General features: G+C 69.1%; 19 protein-coding genes and 1 pseudogene. 11 read left to right on the top strand and 9 right to left on the bottom strand.

Going from position 1 to position 16,316, the window contains the following annotated elements; genetic code table 11:
- Positions 1–39: 39 nt before the first annotated feature.
- The 4 genes from LV457_RS07965 to mnhG are packed head-to-tail and all read left to right on the top strand — an operon-like array spanning position 40 to position 2,721.
- A complete protein-coding gene (locus LV457_RS07965; protein WP_232170442.1) occupies positions 40–1,572 on the top strand; it encodes a Na+/H+ antiporter subunit D in 1,533 nt (510 codons plus the stop codon).
- On the top strand, positions 1,569–2,111 hold the full coding sequence (locus LV457_RS07960; protein WP_232170240.1) for a Na+/H+ antiporter subunit E: 543 nt from the start codon (positions 1,569–1,571) through the stop codon (positions 2,109–2,111). Before LV457_RS07965 ends, LV457_RS07960 begins: the two co-directional genes overlap by 4 nt.
- Positions 2,108–2,389, top strand: a complete 282-nt coding sequence (locus LV457_RS07955) for a monovalent cation/H+ antiporter complex subunit F (protein WP_232170239.1) — start codon at positions 2,108–2,110, stop codon at positions 2,387–2,389. The genes LV457_RS07960 and LV457_RS07955 overlap by 4 nt, the downstream gene beginning before the upstream one ends.
- Positions 2,386–2,721, top strand: a complete 336-nt coding sequence (gene mnhG / locus LV457_RS07950; protein ID WP_232170238.1) for a monovalent cation/H(+) antiporter subunit G — start codon at positions 2,386–2,388, stop codon at positions 2,719–2,721. Before LV457_RS07955 ends, mnhG begins: the two co-directional genes overlap by 4 nt.
- A gap of 6 nt (positions 2,722–2,727) precedes the next feature.
- Here the strand turns inward: mnhG and LV457_RS07945 are convergent, their stop codons facing one another.
- Complete coding sequence (locus LV457_RS07945; RefSeq protein ID WP_232170237.1) at positions 2,728–3,567, bottom strand: mycofactocin-coupled SDR family oxidoreductase; 840 nt, start codon at positions 3,565–3,567, stop codon at positions 2,728–2,730.
- 94 nt (positions 3,568–3,661) lie between these two features.
- Positions 3,662–4,270 (bottom strand): TetR/AcrR family transcriptional regulator, encoded by a 609-nt coding sequence (locus tag LV457_RS07940; protein ID WP_232170236.1) that lies wholly within the window; start codon positions 4,268–4,270, stop codon positions 3,662–3,664.
- A gap of 79 nt (positions 4,271–4,349) precedes the next feature.
- Here LV457_RS07940 and LV457_RS07935 point away from each other — a divergent pair, with 79 nt between their 5' ends.
- Complete coding sequence (locus tag LV457_RS07935) at positions 4,350–4,556, top strand: ferredoxin (protein WP_232170235.1); 207 nt, start codon at positions 4,350–4,352, stop codon at positions 4,554–4,556.
- Between the two features lie 44 nt (positions 4,557–4,600).
- Complete coding sequence (locus tag LV457_RS07930) at positions 4,601–5,881, top strand: cytochrome P450 (protein WP_232170234.1); 1,281 nt, start codon at positions 4,601–4,603, stop codon at positions 5,879–5,881.
- On the opposite strand, the gene LV457_RS07925 is transcribed toward LV457_RS07930, so the two are convergent.
- Both LV457_RS07925 and LV457_RS07920 read right to left on the bottom strand, forming a co-directional pair.
- Entirely contained in the window at positions 5,882–6,559 is a 678-nt protein-coding gene (locus LV457_RS07925; RefSeq protein WP_232170233.1) for a TetR/AcrR family transcriptional regulator, read from the bottom strand.
- A gap of 218 nt (positions 6,560–6,777) precedes the next feature.
- Positions 6,778–7,245, bottom strand: coding sequence for a hypothetical protein (locus LV457_RS07920; RefSeq protein WP_232170232.1), 468 nt, complete (start codon positions 7,243–7,245; stop codon positions 6,778–6,780).
- Here LV457_RS07920 and LV457_RS07915 point away from each other — a divergent pair.
- Together LV457_RS07915 and LV457_RS07910 are read left to right on the top strand one after the other, a co-directional pair.
- Positions 7,223–9,604 (top strand): Ig-like domain-containing protein, encoded by a 2,382-nt coding sequence (locus LV457_RS07915; protein ID WP_232170231.1) that lies wholly within the window; start codon positions 7,223–7,225, stop codon positions 9,602–9,604. The two genes, LV457_RS07920 and LV457_RS07915, sit on opposite strands and share 23 nt — an antisense overlap.
- A 115-nt stretch (positions 9,605–9,719) precedes the next feature.
- Positions 9,720–10,481: an SDR family NAD(P)-dependent oxidoreductase gene (locus LV457_RS07910; RefSeq protein WP_232170230.1), complete on the top strand. Its 762-nt coding sequence runs from the start codon at positions 9,720–9,722 to the stop codon at positions 10,479–10,481.
- A 23-nt stretch (positions 10,482–10,504) separates the two neighbouring features.
- Here the strand turns inward: LV457_RS07910 and LV457_RS07905 are convergent.
- The 5 genes and pseudogenes from LV457_RS07905 to LV457_RS07885 form a co-directional block, all read right to left on the bottom strand.
- A pseudogene (locus tag LV457_RS07905) lies at positions 10,505–11,171 on the bottom strand (LON peptidase substrate-binding domain-containing protein).
- A 1-nt stretch (position 11,172) separates the two neighbouring features.
- The gene (locus tag LV457_RS07900; RefSeq protein WP_232170229.1) at positions 11,173–12,315 is read right to left on the bottom strand and encodes a glutamate--cysteine ligase; all 1,143 of its coding nucleotides are present in this window, start codon (positions 12,313–12,315) and stop codon (positions 11,173–11,175) included.
- Positions 12,296–12,991 carry a superoxide dismutase family protein gene (locus LV457_RS07895; RefSeq protein ID WP_232170228.1) on the bottom strand — a complete coding sequence of 232 codons (696 nt, stop codon included), beginning with the start codon at positions 12,989–12,991 and terminating at the stop codon, positions 12,296–12,298. Before LV457_RS07895 ends, LV457_RS07900 begins: the two co-directional genes overlap by 20 nt.
- 11 nt (positions 12,992–13,002) lie before the next feature.
- A complete protein-coding gene (locus LV457_RS07890; protein WP_232170227.1) occupies positions 13,003–13,467 on the bottom strand; it encodes a LytR C-terminal domain-containing protein in 465 nt (154 codons plus the stop codon).
- 32 nt (positions 13,468–13,499) lie between these two features.
- A complete protein-coding gene (locus LV457_RS07885; RefSeq protein WP_232170441.1) occupies positions 13,500–13,808 on the bottom strand; it encodes a DUF3263 domain-containing protein in 309 nt (102 codons plus the stop codon).
- 140 nt (positions 13,809–13,948) lie between these two features.
- On the opposite strand from LV457_RS07885, the gene LV457_RS07880 reads away from it, so the two are divergent.
- The 3 genes from LV457_RS07880 to LV457_RS07870 are packed head-to-tail and all read left to right on the top strand — an operon-like array spanning position 13,949 to position 16,270.
- Positions 13,949–14,542: a peptide deformylase gene (locus LV457_RS07880; protein ID WP_232170226.1), complete on the top strand. Its 594-nt coding sequence runs from the start codon at positions 13,949–13,951 to the stop codon at positions 14,540–14,542.
- 8 nt (positions 14,543–14,550) lie between these two features.
- Positions 14,551–15,441 carry a GNAT family N-acetyltransferase gene (locus LV457_RS07875; protein ID WP_232170225.1) on the top strand — a complete coding sequence of 297 codons (891 nt, stop codon included), beginning with the start codon at positions 14,551–14,553 and terminating at the stop codon, positions 15,439–15,441.
- Positions 15,442–15,451: 10 nt separating this feature from the next.
- Complete coding sequence (locus LV457_RS07870; RefSeq protein ID WP_232170224.1) at positions 15,452–16,270, top strand: exodeoxyribonuclease III; 819 nt, start codon at positions 15,452–15,454, stop codon at positions 16,268–16,270.
- Positions 16,271–16,316 lie beyond the last annotated feature (46 nt).

Here is a 16,316-nt window from a genome sequence, read left to right as displayed (position 1 = left end):
CTGCCCGTGCTCATCCCGACGCTGGCGGCGGCGGTCACGATGTTCGCCGGGCGGACGCCGCGGCTGCAGCGGGCGATCACCCTCGCCGCGCTCGCCGCCGTCGTCGCCGTCTGTGCGCTGCTGGTGCACATCGCCGACCGCGACGGCGCGCAGGTCCTCGACGTCGGCGGCTGGGACGATCTGGGCGGCGGGCTCGGACCGCTGGGCATCACGCTGGTGGTCGACCGGCTGTCGGCGCTGATGCTGCTGGTGTCGTCGATCGTGCTGCTCGCGGTGGTCTGCTACGCGATCGGCCAGGGCATCCGCGACGGCGACCACCGCCAGCCGGTGTCGATCTTCCTGCCCACCTACCTGGTGCTCTCCGCCGGTGTGTGCACCGCGTTCCTGGCCGGCGACCTGTTCAACCTCTACGTCGGCTTCGAGGTGCTGCTCACGGCGAGCTTCGTGCTGCTGACCATCGGCGCGAGCATCGAGCGGGTGCGGGCCGGCATCGCCTACGTCATGGTGTCGATGGTGTCGTCGATGATCTTCTTGATCGGCATCGCGCTGGTGTACGCCGCGGCCGGCACGCTGAACATGGCCGAGCTGGCCGTGCGCCTCGACTACGTCAGCCCCGGCACCCGCAACGCGCTGTTCGCGGTGCTGGTCGTCGCGTTCGGCATCAAGGCGGCGGTCTTCCCGCTGTCGACGTGGCTGCCCGACTCCTATCCCACCGCGCCGGCACCCGTCACCGCGGTGTTCGCCGGCCTGCTGACCAAGGTCGGCGTATACGCGATCATCCGGTCGCACGCGCTGCTGTTCCCCGGCGGCGCGCTCGACCGCGTCCTGCTCGTCGCGGCGCTGCTGACGATGATCGTCGGCGTCTTCGGCGCGATCGCCCAGAGCGACATCAAACGGCTGCTGTCGTTCACGCTAGTCAGCCACATCGGCTACATGCTGTTCGGTATCGCGTTGTCGACGCGGCTGGGGATGACCGGCGCCATCTTCTACGTCGCCCACCACATCGTCGTGCAGACCACGCTGTTCCTCGTGGTCGGCCTCATCGAGCGGCAGGCCGGCGCGTCGACGTTGCGGCGCCTCGGCGGACTGGCCGCCGCGAGCCCGCTGTTGGCGTTCGTGTTCTTCGTGCCCGCGCTGAACCTCGGGGGCATCCCGCCGTTCTCCGGGTTCATCGGCAAGGTGGCGCTGCTCGAAGCGGGCGCAGCCCGGGGCTCCGTCCTGGCCTGGGTGCTGGTGGCGGGCGGGGTCGTCACGAGCCTGCTGACGCTGTACGTCATGGCGCGGGTCTGGACGCTGGCGTTCTGGCGGTCCCGTGTCGACGCCCCGGAGGGCAACCTGGTGTCGGCGAGCCCGGCGGCGCTGCTCGACGACTCCGAGGACGTCGAGTTCGAGGACCGCGCCGACGTGGGCCGGATGCCGGTCGGCATGGTGCTCCCGACGGCCGCGATGATCGCGGTGGGTCTGGCGCTGACGGTCTTCGCGGGCCCGATCATGAGCTACAGCGAGCGCGCCGCCGACCAGGTGATCCACCGCGACGACTACATCGCCGCCGTGCTGGGCAGGGCGCCGTGAGGCGGGTCGTGCTGCGCGTCGCCGCGGTGGTGTGGCTGGTGCTGGTGTGGGTGCTGCTGTGGGGGAACGTCTCGGTCGCCAACCTGCTCAGCGGGCTGGCGATCGCGCTGGTGATCACGCTGCTGCTGCCGCTCCCACCGGTTCCGGTGGAAGGCCGACTGCACCCGCTGTCGCTGCTGCGGTTGGTCGCGGTGGTGGCGTGGTACCTGGTGGTGTCATCGGTGCAGGTCGCCTGGCTGGCGATCCGGCCGGGCCCGCCGCCGCTGTCGGCCGTGCTGCGCGCCCGGCTGCGGCTGAAATCCGACCTGGTGCTGTCGCTGGCGGTGAGCATCAACAACCTGATCCCCGGCGCCATCGTCGTCGAGGTCGACCAGGCCCGCCGCATCATCTACGTTCACGTCCTCGACGTCGGCACCGAACGCGCCGTCGCCCGGTTCTACCGGCAGGTCGGCACCATCGAGCGGTTGCTGATCCGGTCGTTCGAGCGCGACGCCGACTGGCGGCCCGCCGCGCGGCCGCAGTCGGAGGCCGCCCGATGACCGCCGTGTGGATCGCCGCCGGGGTGATGCTGATCGCCGCCGCCGCGACCACGATGTTCCGGATGCTCGCCGGCCCCAACACGCTCGACCGGCTGGTCGCCGTCGACACCCTCATTGCGGTCACCATGTGCGGCATCGGCACCTGGGCCGCCTACACGCTCGACACCACGGTCACCTACAGCCTCGCCGCGCTGGCGCTGATCAGCTTCGTCGGCTCGGTGAGCGTCGCCCGCTTCCGCGTCCCGGACCGGCCCGCCGACGCCGAGGATGCGCAGTGAACGCCGGCGACGTCCTCGCGGGGGTGCTGGTGCTGGCGGGCTCGGCGCTGGCGCTGACGGCGGCGATCGGCGTGGTGCGCTTCCCCGACACGTTGTGCCGCATGCACGCCGCCACCAAACCGCAGGTGCTGGGCCTGCTGCTGGTGCTCTTCGGCGCCGCCATCCGACTTCGCGGCAACACCGACTTCGGCATGGTGGTGCTGACCGGGCTGTTCACGTTGATCACCGCGCCGGTGGTGGCGCAGCGCGTCGGCGCCCTGGCCTACCGCGAGCAGCGGGTGCGCGACGACCTGCTCACCCGCGACGAGCTGCGGGACACCGACGCGGAGTAGGCGGAGCTACTTCAGCATGCTCCCGGCGTCGACGGTCATCGGCAATCCCGTCACATAGCGCGCTTCGTCGGACGCCAGGAACAGGACCGCGTTGCTGATGTCGCGCGGTTCGACCCAACCGATCGGCAGGACGTGCATGAATTGCGCGGCGACCGCCAGATCGTCAGGGCCGGGAGCCTCGAGGTCCGGGCGGAACAACTTCATGGTGCCCTCGTTCATGAACAAGGGTGTGTTGACGTTGGTCGGATGGACCGAGTTCACCCGGATCGAATGCTGCCCCAACTCCACCGCGAAGGTCCGCATGAGACCGACGACGCCGTGCTTCGCGGCGATGTAGTGGCCGGTGTGGGGATAGGCCTTGAGCCCACCGACTGAGCTGGTGAGAATGATCGACCCGCCCTGCCCCTGCGAGATGAGGTGCGGTACGGCGGCTTTGACCGTCTTCCACACGCCGGACAGATTGACGTCGATCATGTCCGTCCAGTCGACTTCGCTCGTCTGGTCGAGCGTCTGACCACCGTTGCCGATGCCGGCGTTGGCGCAGACGATGTCGAGGCGTCCGAGCTGCTCGACACCACTGTCGACGGCGGCCCTGAGGGCGTCGTAGTCGCGAACGTCGACCTCGGCCGTCACGATCCGGCGGTTGAGTTGCTTGACCAGGTCCGCCGTCTCGGCGAGATCGTCCGGCGTGGCGGGGTCGATCTGCGTGTTGGTGCTCACCGGGCCGCAGATGTCGACGGCGATGATGTCCGCGCCCTCTTCGGCGAGGCGGACGGCGTGACTACGGCCCTGTCCGCGTGCGGCTCCGGTGATGAAGGCGACCTTGCCTGCCAGCCGTCCCGTCATATGACACCTCGCCGTCCGAATTGTTTGTCGATCGATCAGGAGACTGACACGGATCGCCCGCACTGTCAACCCTTGGCGGGTGACCGCGGGTGGCTCAGGCGTCCCCGACGGAGGCCCGAAGAGCCATTGCCGTCAGCAGCTGCTCGACGAACGCCTCGAGCTCGCGGTGGCCGTAGGACACGCCGACGGCTCGTTCGTTGGCCATGCTGCGCGCCAGCTGGGCGATCAGCATCGATATCGCCACCGGCGAGTGCTCGGTCATGTCGACGCCGCGAGTCCGCAACATCATCGCCACCGCGGCGGACTCGATGTCGCGGACGCGTTCGGCGTATGCCTTCAGCTCGGCGCCGATGATCTTGCGATGGTTGGCCAGTGCCATGACCTCGGTGTTCAGTACGGTCTGCCGGGCGTCGCTGTTGATCAGCCACAGGGTCCGCACGGGATCGTCGGCGGTGAGAGCGTCGCGCAGGCGGGCCAACGCAGCCTCCGAACCGGCGCGCAGCACCTCGAGAAACAGGTCGTCCATCGTGGGGAAGTAGTAGTAGACGAGCGCCTGCTTGACGTTCGCCCTGGCGGCGACACGACGAGACGTCGCAGCGGCGTAGCCCTCGTCGTGCATGATCTCGATGGTCGCCTCAATGAGTCGGCGGCGGGTGCCGCCGTCCTCGGACCGGGACGTGGCCCGCTGCGATCGCGCGGTCACCGTATCGCCCGGCTTGACCACTCGGCAATGTGCGTGGTACTCATACGGCACCCTAACAGCTGGTCGATCGATCAGGAGCATGACAATGGCGCTACACCGCTCGATACAGGTCGATCGGCGGCTGTGTGAAGCCCACGCGCTGTGCGTCGAACTGGCGCCCGACGTCTTCGACCTCACCGGTGACGTCGCCACCGTCGAAAAGCAGCCCGACGGAGACGACGTCAACGACGTCGACGCTGCGGTCTCCGCCTGTCCCCGCCAGGCGATCAGCTGGATCGGCGAGTGAACCACTCCCGAGACACCGCCGAAATCCCGAAAGGCTCAGCCGAGATGGCCGAACTCGCCGACATCGACTACTTCACCAACGCCGACGTGGCGCAGGACCCGTACGACTATTGGAGATCGCTGCGCGATGCGGGTCCCGTTGTGCGCGAACCGCATTGGGGCGTCGTGGCGGTCACCGGCTACCAGGAAGTGCAGGCGGCGTTCAAGGACATCGAGTGCTTCTCCGCGGTCAATGCGATCGGCGGACCCTTCCCGCCGTTGCCGTTCACACCCGTTGGTGACGACATCGGCGACCTCATCGAAGCCCACCGTCATCAGTTCCCGATCTTCGAGCACATGGTCGTCATGGACCCTCCGGAGCACGAGAAGGCGCGCTCGTTGTTGAGCCGCCTGCTCACACCGCGACGCCTGCAGGAGAACGAGGATTACATCTGGTCGCTTGCCGACCGGCAGCTTGACGAATTCATCGCCAACGGCCGGTGCGAGTTCCTCGGCGAGTACGGGAAGCCTTTCGCCACCCTGGCGATCGCCGACCTGCTCGGTGTGCCCGAGGAGGACCGACCCGAGATCCGCCGCAACCTGGGCGCCGGCAATGCACCCGGCGCCAGGGTGGGGTCCCTCGACCACGAGCCGGTCGGCAGCAATCCGCTCCAGTACCTCGACGCCTTATTCAGCGGGTACATCAGTGATCGCCGTGAACACCCACGGGAGGACGTCCTCACCGGCCTGGCCACCGCCACCTACCCGGACGGGTCCGTCCCGCCCGTGCTGGAAGTCGTCCGGCCCGCAACCTTCCTCTTCGCGGCCGGCCAGGAGACCGTGACGAAGCTCCTGAGCTCAGCGGTTCAGGTGCTGGGCGACGATCCGGAGCTGCAGGAGACGCTGCGGAGGGACCGGAAGCTGATCGGTCCGTTCATCGAAGAGTGCCTGCGGCTGGAGAGTCCGACCAAGGTGGACTTTCGACTGGCGCGCAGGTCCACCACGCTCGGGGGCGTGCCGATCAAGGCGGGCACGGTGCTGATGCTCTGCCTCGGAGCAGCCAACCGCGATCCCCGGAAGTTCGAGTCCCCGGATGAGTTCCGCGTCGATCGCAAGAACGTGCGGGAACACATCGCGTTCGGTCGAGGCATCCACACGTGCGCCGGCGCCCCGCTCGCGCGGGTGGAGGGCCGCGTCACCGTCAACCGTCTCCTCGACCGGATGCGCGAGATCCGTATCAGTGACGCCAAACACGGCCCCCACGGACAGCGCACCTATCGCTACGAACCGACGTTCCTGCTCCGGGGACTCACCGAACTGCACATCGAATTCACGCCGTCATCGTGACTACTGCGGGAGCCCGCTGCGCTCGGCGAGCACCTCTTTCCATCGCCGCGGCAAGGGCTCGGGCTTGCGCTGCTCCTCAACCCGCCGTGTCGCCTGCGGGGATCGCCGCGGCGCACGAAGCCCGACGATCCGTCGGCCGATCATGGCGAGGTCCTCGATCAGTTCCGGCAGATCGACCTCGGGCGGGGCGCCGGTTGCCGCCCCGGCCAGCCCGCTGAACAGCGTCGTGGCCTTGAGGAAACCCGTGGCGTCCGGTTCCAGTTGCATCAGGATGGCGAGTTGGCGCTCGATGAGGTCGCCCCACTCCTCCTGCATCTGCAGGATGCGGCGAACGCTCGAATCGAACACCATCACCGCTGCTAGCGACCTGTTGGCCGCGACGACTTCGGCGTAGCCGCGCACCATGCACTCCATCTGCGCACGCGGTGTCGGTTCACCCTCGGCGGCCTCGACGGCGTGCCGGATCTGGCCGAGGATGGGTTGCATCAGCGCTACCAGCAGCTCATCCCGCGTACGGAAGTGGTAGTAGATCGCCGCCTTCGTGAAGCCGAGCTCGTCGGCAATCATCTGCAGTGAGGTGCCGGCACATCCGTGCCGACTGATCAGCCGGATTGCCACGTCCAACAGTCGCTGGCGGGTGTCGATGGGAGCGTCGGCGTCGTCTCTGAGCGACGTCATGCTGCACCTCCTCGGATTCAGTCCAGCGTACTGGACGCTCGTCAAGCCGCTGCTTGACGAAACGTTAGAAACTACTTGACATCCGGTAAGTGCCAGCTTTACTTTCGTCAAGTCAGAACTTGACGCTCGGTAAGTGCTTCGCCCGCCGTGCGCTCCAATCCGACGGTCCTGGGGGATCACATGGACTTTCAGCAATCGAATCTCACCTATTACGGCCGTTACATCGGCCGTGTCGGCGCCTTGGCCGCCGCCCTGGGCATCGGCGTCCTCGTCGTCGCCTCGCCGGGCCTGGCGAGCGCAGACTCGACGGATTCCGGCTCCTCGTCGTCCTCGGCGTCAACGTCGTCAACGTCGTCAACGTCGTCAACGTCGTCTTCCAAGAACGAGTCGACGTCAGACAACACGTCCTCGACCGAGTCGAACGCTCCGGCCTCGTCGTCGAGCGATGCGTCGACCCGCGGCGCCTCGTCGTCCACCGAGTCATCGGGGACCGATAAGGCCGCATCCGACGCGTCGTCGCGAGAGGATGCGCACTCGGACCTCAGCGACGCCGCAGCGGAGGCCAAGGAGCCGCAGCATGCCGCGTCCGCTGCGCCGGCGAGCGAATCCAGCGTTCCCGAGGGGACCGGTGTGGTCGTTCCGGAATCGCCCGCGACGCCCGCTGTGCCCGTCTCCAGCTCCGACACCGCCGGTGCTGCGCCGCAGCCTGCGGCCGCCGCAACCCCCTCGGCCACGTCCGACTCGGGCGCATCGCGAGCGGTCAGCGCGCGCACCACCGACGAGGGCGCCATCCTGTCGCTGCCCACCGCACGCACATCCGTCACCTCCCTCGACGTCAGCAGTGGCGCCGTCACCGACAACCCGTCGCCGCTCGTGCTGCTCAGCCGGCCGTCGCCCACCGATTCGCAGGCGCGCACCGCGGCGGCGGCGGCCGCGGCCTCGGCCGCTGTCGCGCCGGTGGTTCAGGCTTCCAATCCGATAGCGGGTTTCACGACGCTGCTCAACAGCATCGTCACCACGATTTTGAATCCGTTCCTCAGCCCGGCGCCCGCCACCGGCGAACCGTTCACCCCAGTCCTGTGGGCCGTCCTGGGATTCGTGCGGAGGAACCTGTTCAATCAGGCGCCGGCAGTCACGCAACCGATCAGCCTCTCGCAGACCGGTCAGACGGTCACCGGCAACATCGGCGTCACCGACCCCGAGGGTGATGCGCTGACCTACACGATCACCCAGCAACCGCAGCACGGCACCGTGACCATCAACGAGGCGACCGGCGTCTTCACGTATACGCCCGACGACATCGACTACGATGCGGTGCAAGAGGATTCGTTCACCGTGTCGGTCGCCGACCGAGGGTTCAACCTGCTGGGCCTGTTCAGCTCCCGAAGCGTGCAGAACCAGATCGAGGTCGACGTCCTCAATCCGAGGGTCGAGCGCGTCATCCTCACCATGCCCGCGGGAGTGACCAAGCCCGTGAACTCGCGATACTCGCAGGACGGAAAGTCCATCGTCTTCTCGGGCACGCCCACGGCCGGCGGCCGTTCGGAGATCTACTCGATCGACGCGAACGACGTCGACGGCTCGAGCGTTAAGTGCCTCACCTGCGGCGCCAGCACGACGGTGACCACCAATCTGTTGAAGCCCGTGCCGTTCTACGACGGCACCGGACGCATCATCATCCTCTTGAACGACGATCCGCGAGGTCCCCGCTATGCGGTCTTCGAGCCGGCCGGGTACGGCGGCGTCGGGTCCCTGGCGCGGATCGTCCCGGTCAACACGCCCGATGGCGGCGGAGCCAGCTTCCCGGGCCTGCCCCCGGGCGGAATCCTGAACCGGCAGCGTGAGATGCGGCCGTCGCCGGACGGCACCCACGTGCTGTTCACGCGCATCGTCTTTGGGCAGACCGGCAACTTCCAGGCACTGCCGATCGTCGGTGCGCTGACGGCCAACGGTGACCACTACGACGTCACCAATGCGCGGGTGGTGTGGCCCACCGGCGAGTCCAAGCAGTGGACCCCCGACGGCAAGGGCGTGATCATCCAGGGCGGAGTGATCGACGGCGGCAACGTCGACGACATCCTCGTCGACCTTTCGGGCCAGACCGGGGACGAGCTGTACCCGGGCAGCCCCTTCCGCGGCACCCGGGTGACCGGCAACCTCGACTACGACGAGGACATCGACATGTCCCCGAACAAGCAGTGGATCGCCGTCGGGAGCACCCGCGGATTCGAGGCGCTCACGCCGATCACCCGCATCCAGCGGCAGAACTTCCTGCCGTTCTACGTCGGCGCGGCCGTCTACGACCAGTACGCGGACGGCCAGGTGCGCAACGTCTCGAACCAGAACTGGTTGGTCCGTATCGAGGACGACCTCGACCGTGAGAACGGCATCCCGCTCTTCGTCCAGGACGACCCGAGTACCCCCGGAGTCGACGAGGGTGACGGGTGGATCTCTCGGAGCATGCCCAGCTGGAATGCGGACGGTACCGCGATCACCTTCTGGGAGTCGGGCAACGGCGACGAGCACGGGGTCGCGCCGACGGAATCGCGCATCGTCATCGCTAACCTCAAGTACACGACCAGCGTCGGATCGGTCGGGGACAAGACCACCGTCTTCAACCCGGCGGACAACGATCCCCGGTTCCCGAAGATCGGGTCCTATGTCGCTGCGACGACACCGCTCCCGCCTGCCGGCTCCTACAGCGGCGTCGGCGGTGGGACCGCGGTGGTCAGCGACGTCGTCGACCCGACGACGCGGCAGACGACTCGCACGGTGCTGTACACCAACTACGTCAATGAGGACGGCCTGATTCTCAACGGCACCGAATCGTCGACATATGCACCGTCGCAGACCCGCGTCACCTATGTCGCCGACATCGATGTCACCGACGCGACCGGTTCCACTCGAGGGTCTCTGGACGCCAACGCGGTCTACACACTGCTGCCCACCCAGTCGGTGTCGGGCTACATCACCTCGACGCTCGACGGGGACACACAGACGATCCCGGACCCGGCGAAGGTGGAGGCCACGAAGACCGGCGCTTGAGTCAGCATGGCGGCGAGCTGTCCTGACGGAACGGAGTTCGGATATGCCTTTTCCATTCGCTGATGTCTCGGGCGCTTCCATCGCCGAACTGATGTCGCTGACAGGCCGGCGCGCGGTGGTCACCGGCGGCGCCCAGGGTCTGGGCAAGGCGATCGCTGCCCGATTGGCCGAGGCGGGTGCGGACGTGCTCATCGTCGACATCAACGAGCAGCCCGCGCGCGACGCTGCCGCCGACATCGCCGCGTGCTACGGCGTGACCGCCATCGGCACCCGCGCGGACGTCTCGGACACGGCAGACGTCGTCGCCGCCGCCGACCTCGCGGTTGCCGAACTGGGCGGTCTCGACATCTGGGTCAACAACGCCGGCCTGTTCCCCAACGCCCCGGTCCTTGAGATGACCGACGAGACGTGGGATCGGGTCTTCGCCGTCAACGCCCGCGCGGTCTTCCTGTGCTCCCGCGAGGCGGCACGCCGGATGACCTTCGACAGATCTGGCGGCGTGATCGTGAACGTCATCTCGACCGCGGGCTTCCAGGTGGCGTTCCCGGGGATGTCGGCATACGTCAGCTCGAAACACGCGGCCCGTGGCCTCACGAAGTCGCTCGCTGTGGATCTTGCGCCCCTCGGCGTGCGGGTGCTCGGCGTAGCGCCGAGTTTCGTTCCGACGGAGGGCAACATGGCGGCGTTGAAGGAGGCCATGCAGCAAGCCGGGGTCGACGACGTCGACAGCATCAAGCCGGAGGTCATGTTCGAGAGCCGGATCGGGCGTATCGGGGTTCCGGACGACATCGCCCGTGTCGTCCTCTTCGCGGCCAGCGATCTGTCCACCATCATGACCGGCAGCACACTGCTCGCGGACGCGGGCGAGACGCTGTAAAAGCATCGCCGCGGACGGGACCCCTACTCCGCGCCCAGCTGGAACGCGACCATCGCGCTCACGGTTTCGACGGCCTCGCGCAGCGCCGCCAGCCGCTGCACCGCGCCGGGGGCGGCCAGCACCGCGTATCGGTCGGCCTGCCCCATCGGCACGCGGGATGCCAACGCGAACAACCGCTTTCCCGCGTCGTCGCCGGGCTCGATCTCGCCGAGCAGCTCCAGGCGCGACGGGAGCTGCGCGTTGCGGGCGGCGGCGATGCGCTCGAACAGCGCCATGATGGCGTCCTCGACCTCGCCGATGTCGTCGACCCCGACGCCCGGCCCGGCCTCGTCGGGCCAGTTCTGCACCCGGGCGCGCGGATAGGGGGTCGTCGGGCAGCCACTCGAGCACCCGGATGCGGTGCGCGATGCGGCACTGCAGCCGGTAGCGGCCGTCGCCCTGGCTCTGGTGGTCGGCGATGCGGGCCAGCACACCGACGTCGTAGCGCACGTCGCCGCCGCCGACCTCGCGGCCGGCGGCGATCAACACCACCCCGAACGCCGGGTCCGAAAACGTCAGGCAGTCCTCCACCAGCCGCGCGTAGCGGGGCTCGAAGATCCGCAGCGGCAGCTCGTCGTCGGGCAGCAGCACCATCTCGAGCGGGAACATCGGCAGCACGTCGGCAATCGCCCCGGTCACGTCCCCCGCCATGTCAGGCGTCCATCTCGGCCACCAGCGCGTCGACCACCGCGCGCAGGTCACCGCCGTGCTCGGCGGCCACCCGCTGCTGACGCTGGTACGACGCCCCCCGCCGCGGGATGTCGGCGACCGCGGCCAGCTCGGCCTCGCAGTCGAGGCTCTTCGCGACCGGTTGCAGCCGGGTCAGCAGGTCGTCCAGATCCTCGGTGACCAGCCGCTCATTGCTCTGCGCGTCGAGGATGATGATGGCGTCGAGGCCGTAGCGGGCGGCGCGCCACTTGTTCTCCTGCACGTGCCACGGCGGCATGATCGGCAGCTCGTCGCCGGCGTCGAGCCGACGGTCGAGATCGACCACCAGGCAGTGGGTCAGCGCCACGAGCGCACTCAGCTCCCGCAGGTTGGACACGCCGTCGCAGACCCGCACCTCGATGGTGCCAAGCTGCGGCGAAGGCCGGATGTCCCAGCGGATCTCGTTGATCTGGTCGATGATCCCGGTCTTCTTCTGGTCGTAGACGAAGCCCTCGAACTCCGACCAGCGACGGAATTGGAACGGCAACCCGGCGGTGGGAAGCTGCTGGAACATCATGGCGCGGTTGCTGGCGTAGCCGGTGTCCTCGCCGTCCCAGAACGGCGACGACGCCGACAGCGCGAGCAGGTGCGGATACTGGTTGAGCAGCGACGAGATGATCGGCATGACCTTCTGCGCCGACGAGACGCCGACGTGCACGTGCACACCCCAGATGAGCATCTGCCGGCCCCACCACTGCGTGCGCTTGATCAGCTCGGCGTAGCGGGGTGCGTCGGTGAGCTTCGCCGCCGACCACCGCGCGAACGGATGCGTTCCGGCGCCGAACAACGCCAGCCCCCGGTCCTCGACCGCCGGACGGACCTCGGCCAGGGTGGCCCGCAGATCGTCCATCGCCTGGGGCACCGAATCGCAGATGCCCGTGACGATTTCGACCGTGTTCCGCAGCAGCTCGCGGTGCACGTGCGGATTGTGCGCCAGCTCGGCCATGACGGCGGTGGCCTCGTTGGACAGATCGCGCGTCTGCCGGTCGACGAGCGCGAACTCCCATTCGACGCCGAGGGTCGGCCGGTAGGAGCCGGCGAAGTCGATCCTGGTTCGGGGTCGCGCGCTACCCGGCGCTGATGACACCGCAGGCGATCCGCTTGCCGGCGTCGCCGGTGTCGAGGGTGTTCTGGTCCGGCGGCGGATCACCGTTGATCTGCTGGTATTTCTCCGGCGGGATGTTGGCGAAGTTGTCGGCCTTCTCGTGGATCATCAGCGCCGCGCCCTGCCCGCCTGTCAGGTCCTGCGCGGTGAAGGCGTCGGTGGTGGTCACCAGCATCGCCGAGCCGTCCCGGCGCACCTGCAGCGGCGACAGGTCGCCCTTGGCCGGATGCGCCATGCCCGGCGAATGCAGATGTCCGCCGGCGGAGTTGAAGTCGCCGGGAGCGCCGCCGCTGGGTGCCACCGAGTTGGGCTCGCACTTGCCCACCTGGTGCACGTGCAGCGCGTGGAAGCCTGGCGTCAGCAGTCCCGAGGTGGTGGTCTGCACCGTCACCGTCACGTAGTCGCCGGTGACCGCGAACGTCGCCTCGGCGACCGGCGTGCCGTTGGCCAGCTTCAGTTCCGCGGTCAGCTTCTCCGCGCCCTCGCCGCCGGCCGCGGCTTCGCCCGACGGCGCCGGCTCGGGCGATCCGGTCCACACCGGCGGCGTGGTGCCGGGCGCGGTGGCGGGCGGTTCATTGGGGGTACAGCCGCTCAGGACGAGCACGGGAGCGGCCACGGCGACGGCGACGACCTGCTTGGGGCTGACGGGCATGACCATGGTCTGAGAGCCTAGCCCGTGACTACGACGACGACGCCTGCCGGTTCGTCGCCCAGCGTCAGCGGTCGCAACTCGGGTGGACCCGTTTTCAGCAGGTCGCCGATCTGCTCCGCCGCCGCCCGGTCCGGGTCGGCGTAGAACACGGTCGTGCCGGTCACCTCGACGTCACTGGTGTTGCCGGTCTTGACGACGTTCCAGTTGTCCGCCCGCAACTGGGCGGCGGTCGACTCGGCCAGCCCGGGCGTCTCCCCGCGGTTCAGCACGATCACCGGCGGGCGGGGTGCTGCGACGGCCGCGGAGGTCGGGGCCGCCGACGTCGCCGTCGTGGTGGTGCCGGCGGTGGTGGTCGATGACGCGTCGTCGTCGCCGCCCATCGCCTGGAAGCCGACCAGCAGGAAGACGACGCCGAGGAAGAGCAGCACCATGATGATGGCGCGCAACGGCAATCCCGATGAATCGGGCACGCGGTCGTTCATCGGGCTCACTCTATCGGCCGGTGGTCGACCGGTTACGTCACCTCGAAGCCGAGCCGGCGGGCCGCGCGGGCCTTTTGCCGGCTGGCGCGCAGCCGTCGCAGCCGCTTGACCAGCATCGGATCGGCCGCGAGCGCCTCGGGCCGGTCGACGAGTGCGTTGAGCACCTGGTAGTAGCGGGTCGCCGACATCGAGAACAGCTCCTTGATGGCTTCTTCTTTCGAGCCGGCGTACTTCCACCATTGCCGCTCGAACGCCAGGATGTCGTGTTCGCGGCGGGTCAGCCCGTCAGCAGGTTCGGATCGGTCGTCGGTTTCCCCGGACCGGGCGATCGCGCCGTCCATATCGCTGTGGGACCCCTTCCCGCCTCGTCGAAATGCCATCGGTGTGATTCGTAGGTATCTAAGCACGCCGGACGGTGCGGGAACGTCAGCCGACCGCGCGCGTGTTCGCCAGCGTGGACTCGCCCTTAGGCTTGTCCCCCATGGCCATCCGCCCCATTCGCATCGTGGGAGATCCCGTCCTGCACACGGCGACCGAGCCGGTGCCCGTCGGCGACGACGGTTCGCTGCCGCCCGAACTGGCCGAGCTGATCGCCGACCTGTTCGAAACCATGGACGCCGCGCACGGAGTCGGGTTGGCCGCCAACCAGATCGGCGTGCCGCTGCGCGTGTTCGTCTACGACTGCGCCGACGCCCGCGGCCGCGGTCCGCGCCGCCGCGGGGTGATCGTCAACCCGGTGCTGGAAACCTCCGACATCCCCGAGACCATGCCCGATCCGGACGACGACGACGAAGGCTGCCTGTCGGTGCCCGGCGAGTCCTTCCCCACCGGCCGCGCGTCGTGGGCCCGCGCCACCGGGCTGGACGCCGACGGCAACCCGATCACGCTGGAGGGCACCGGCCTGTTCGCGCGGATGCTGCAGCACGAGACCGGGCACCTCGACGGCTTCCTGTACCTCGACCGGCTGGTCGGCCGGCATGCCCGCGCCGCCAAACGCGCCGTCAAGGCGAACGGTTGGGGCGAGCCCGGCCTCTCCTGGCTGCCGGGATCTGTCCCGGACCCGTTCGGCCACTGAGCTTTTCGATGTCGTCCCGCCGCGTCGCCATCCGCTACCGGCTGGCGCCGGGGTCGGTGCCGCCGCTGACCGACGTAATTGGCGTGGTGGTGTCCGACGCGCCGCGCTGGCGGGTACGCACCCGCAGCGGCGAGGAGGTGGAGGTCGACCCGGCCGACGTGCTGTCGGTGCGCGAGCTGCCCGAGGCACCGGTGCGGGCGTCGGACATCCGCCGGCTGGAGCACGCCGCCGCGTTCGCCTGGCCGGGTGTCGAGCAGCGCTGGCTCGACGGCTGGCTGCTGCGGTACGGCCACGGCGAGACGACACGCGCCAATTCCGCGGTGCCGCTTGAACCTTCGGCGTCCCCCGAGGCGGTGTCGGAGATCGTCGCGTGGTACCGCGAGCGCGGGGTGACGCCGTGGCTCGCCGCGCCCGACCGCCTGCTGCGACTGCCGCCCGAGCTGCCCGTCCACCGCGAGAACCAGGTGCTGACGCGGGCCGTCGAATCTGCGCCGTCGTCGCCGGGCGTGACGCTGCAGCCACGTCCCGACGATGACTGGTTGGCGCTCTACGACCGCGAGGTCCGGCCCGAGGTGCTGGCCGCGGTGCTCGACGGCGAGGTGGTGTTCGCGTCGGTGCCCGGCGCGGCGGTGGGCCGGGCCGCGGTCACCACGTCCCCGGACGGTAGCCGCTGGGTGGGCATCGCCGCGGTGCACGTGGTCCCCGCGCAGCGGCGCGCCGGCCACGCCCGCCGCGTGTGCGAAGCGCTGCTGAGCTGGGGCGCTGCCCGCGGCGCCGACCGCGGCTACGTGCAGGTGCTCAGCGACAACGCTGCGGCGCTGGCGCTCTACGACGCCATGGGCTACCGGCCGCACCACCGGGTGCGCTACGTCGACGGGCGGCTGCTGGCCCGGCCGTAGGGTGAACCGCATGCGGTTGGCCACCTGGAACGTCAACTCGATCCGCGCGCGCGTCGACCGGGTCGTCGACTGGCTGGACCGCGCCGAGGTCGACGTGCTGGCCATGCAGGAGACCAAGTGCGCCGACGACCAGTTCCCCACCATGCCGTTCCTCGAGCGCGGCTACGAGGTGGTGCACTGCGGGTTCAACCAGTGGAACGGCGTCGCCATCGCGTCGCGGGTCGGCATCTCCGAGGTCGAGGTGGGCTTCGCCGGACAACCCACGTGGGCCGACAAGCCCGACGTCGCGGCGGCCGCCGAGGCCCGGGCACTCGGAGCCACCTGCAACGGCGTGCGGGTGTGGAGCCTCTACGTGCCCAACGGCCGGGTGCCCGACTCGCCGCACTACGCCTACAAGCTCGAATGGCTTGCGGCGCTGCGCGATACGGCCGCGAGCTGGTTGGCCGCCGATCCGTCCGCGCCGATCGCGCTGGTCGGCGACTGGAACATCGCGCCCACCGACGACGACGTGTGGAGCGTCGAGGCCTACCGCGACAGCACCCACGTCACCCCGCGGGAACGGGCCGCGTTCGCCGCGATGATCGACGCCGGCTTCGTCGACGTCGTGCGGCCGTTCACGCCGGGGCCCGGTGTCTACACCTACTGGGACTACACGCGGCTGGCGTTCCAGAAGCGCCGCGGCATGCGCATCGATTTCATCCTGGGCTCACCGGCTTTCGCCGACCGTGTGACCGCCGCCGAGATCGTCCGCGACGAACGCAAGACCGGCAAGGACCGCGTCGGCGCGCCGAGCGATCACGCGCCGGTGCTGGTGGAGCTGTCGGGATAGCCGCTGCGCTCGGGCGTCGGGTGTCCACAGCTGCGACCCTGACAGC

The organism is Mycobacterium sp. MYCO198283 (assembly GCF_021213805.1).
Lineage (GTDB): Bacteria > Actinomycetota > Actinomycetes > Mycobacteriales > Mycobacteriaceae > Mycobacterium.
The sequence above is the reverse complement of the archived record's forward strand: the minus strand, read 5'-3'. Positions and strand labels throughout refer to the sequence as shown.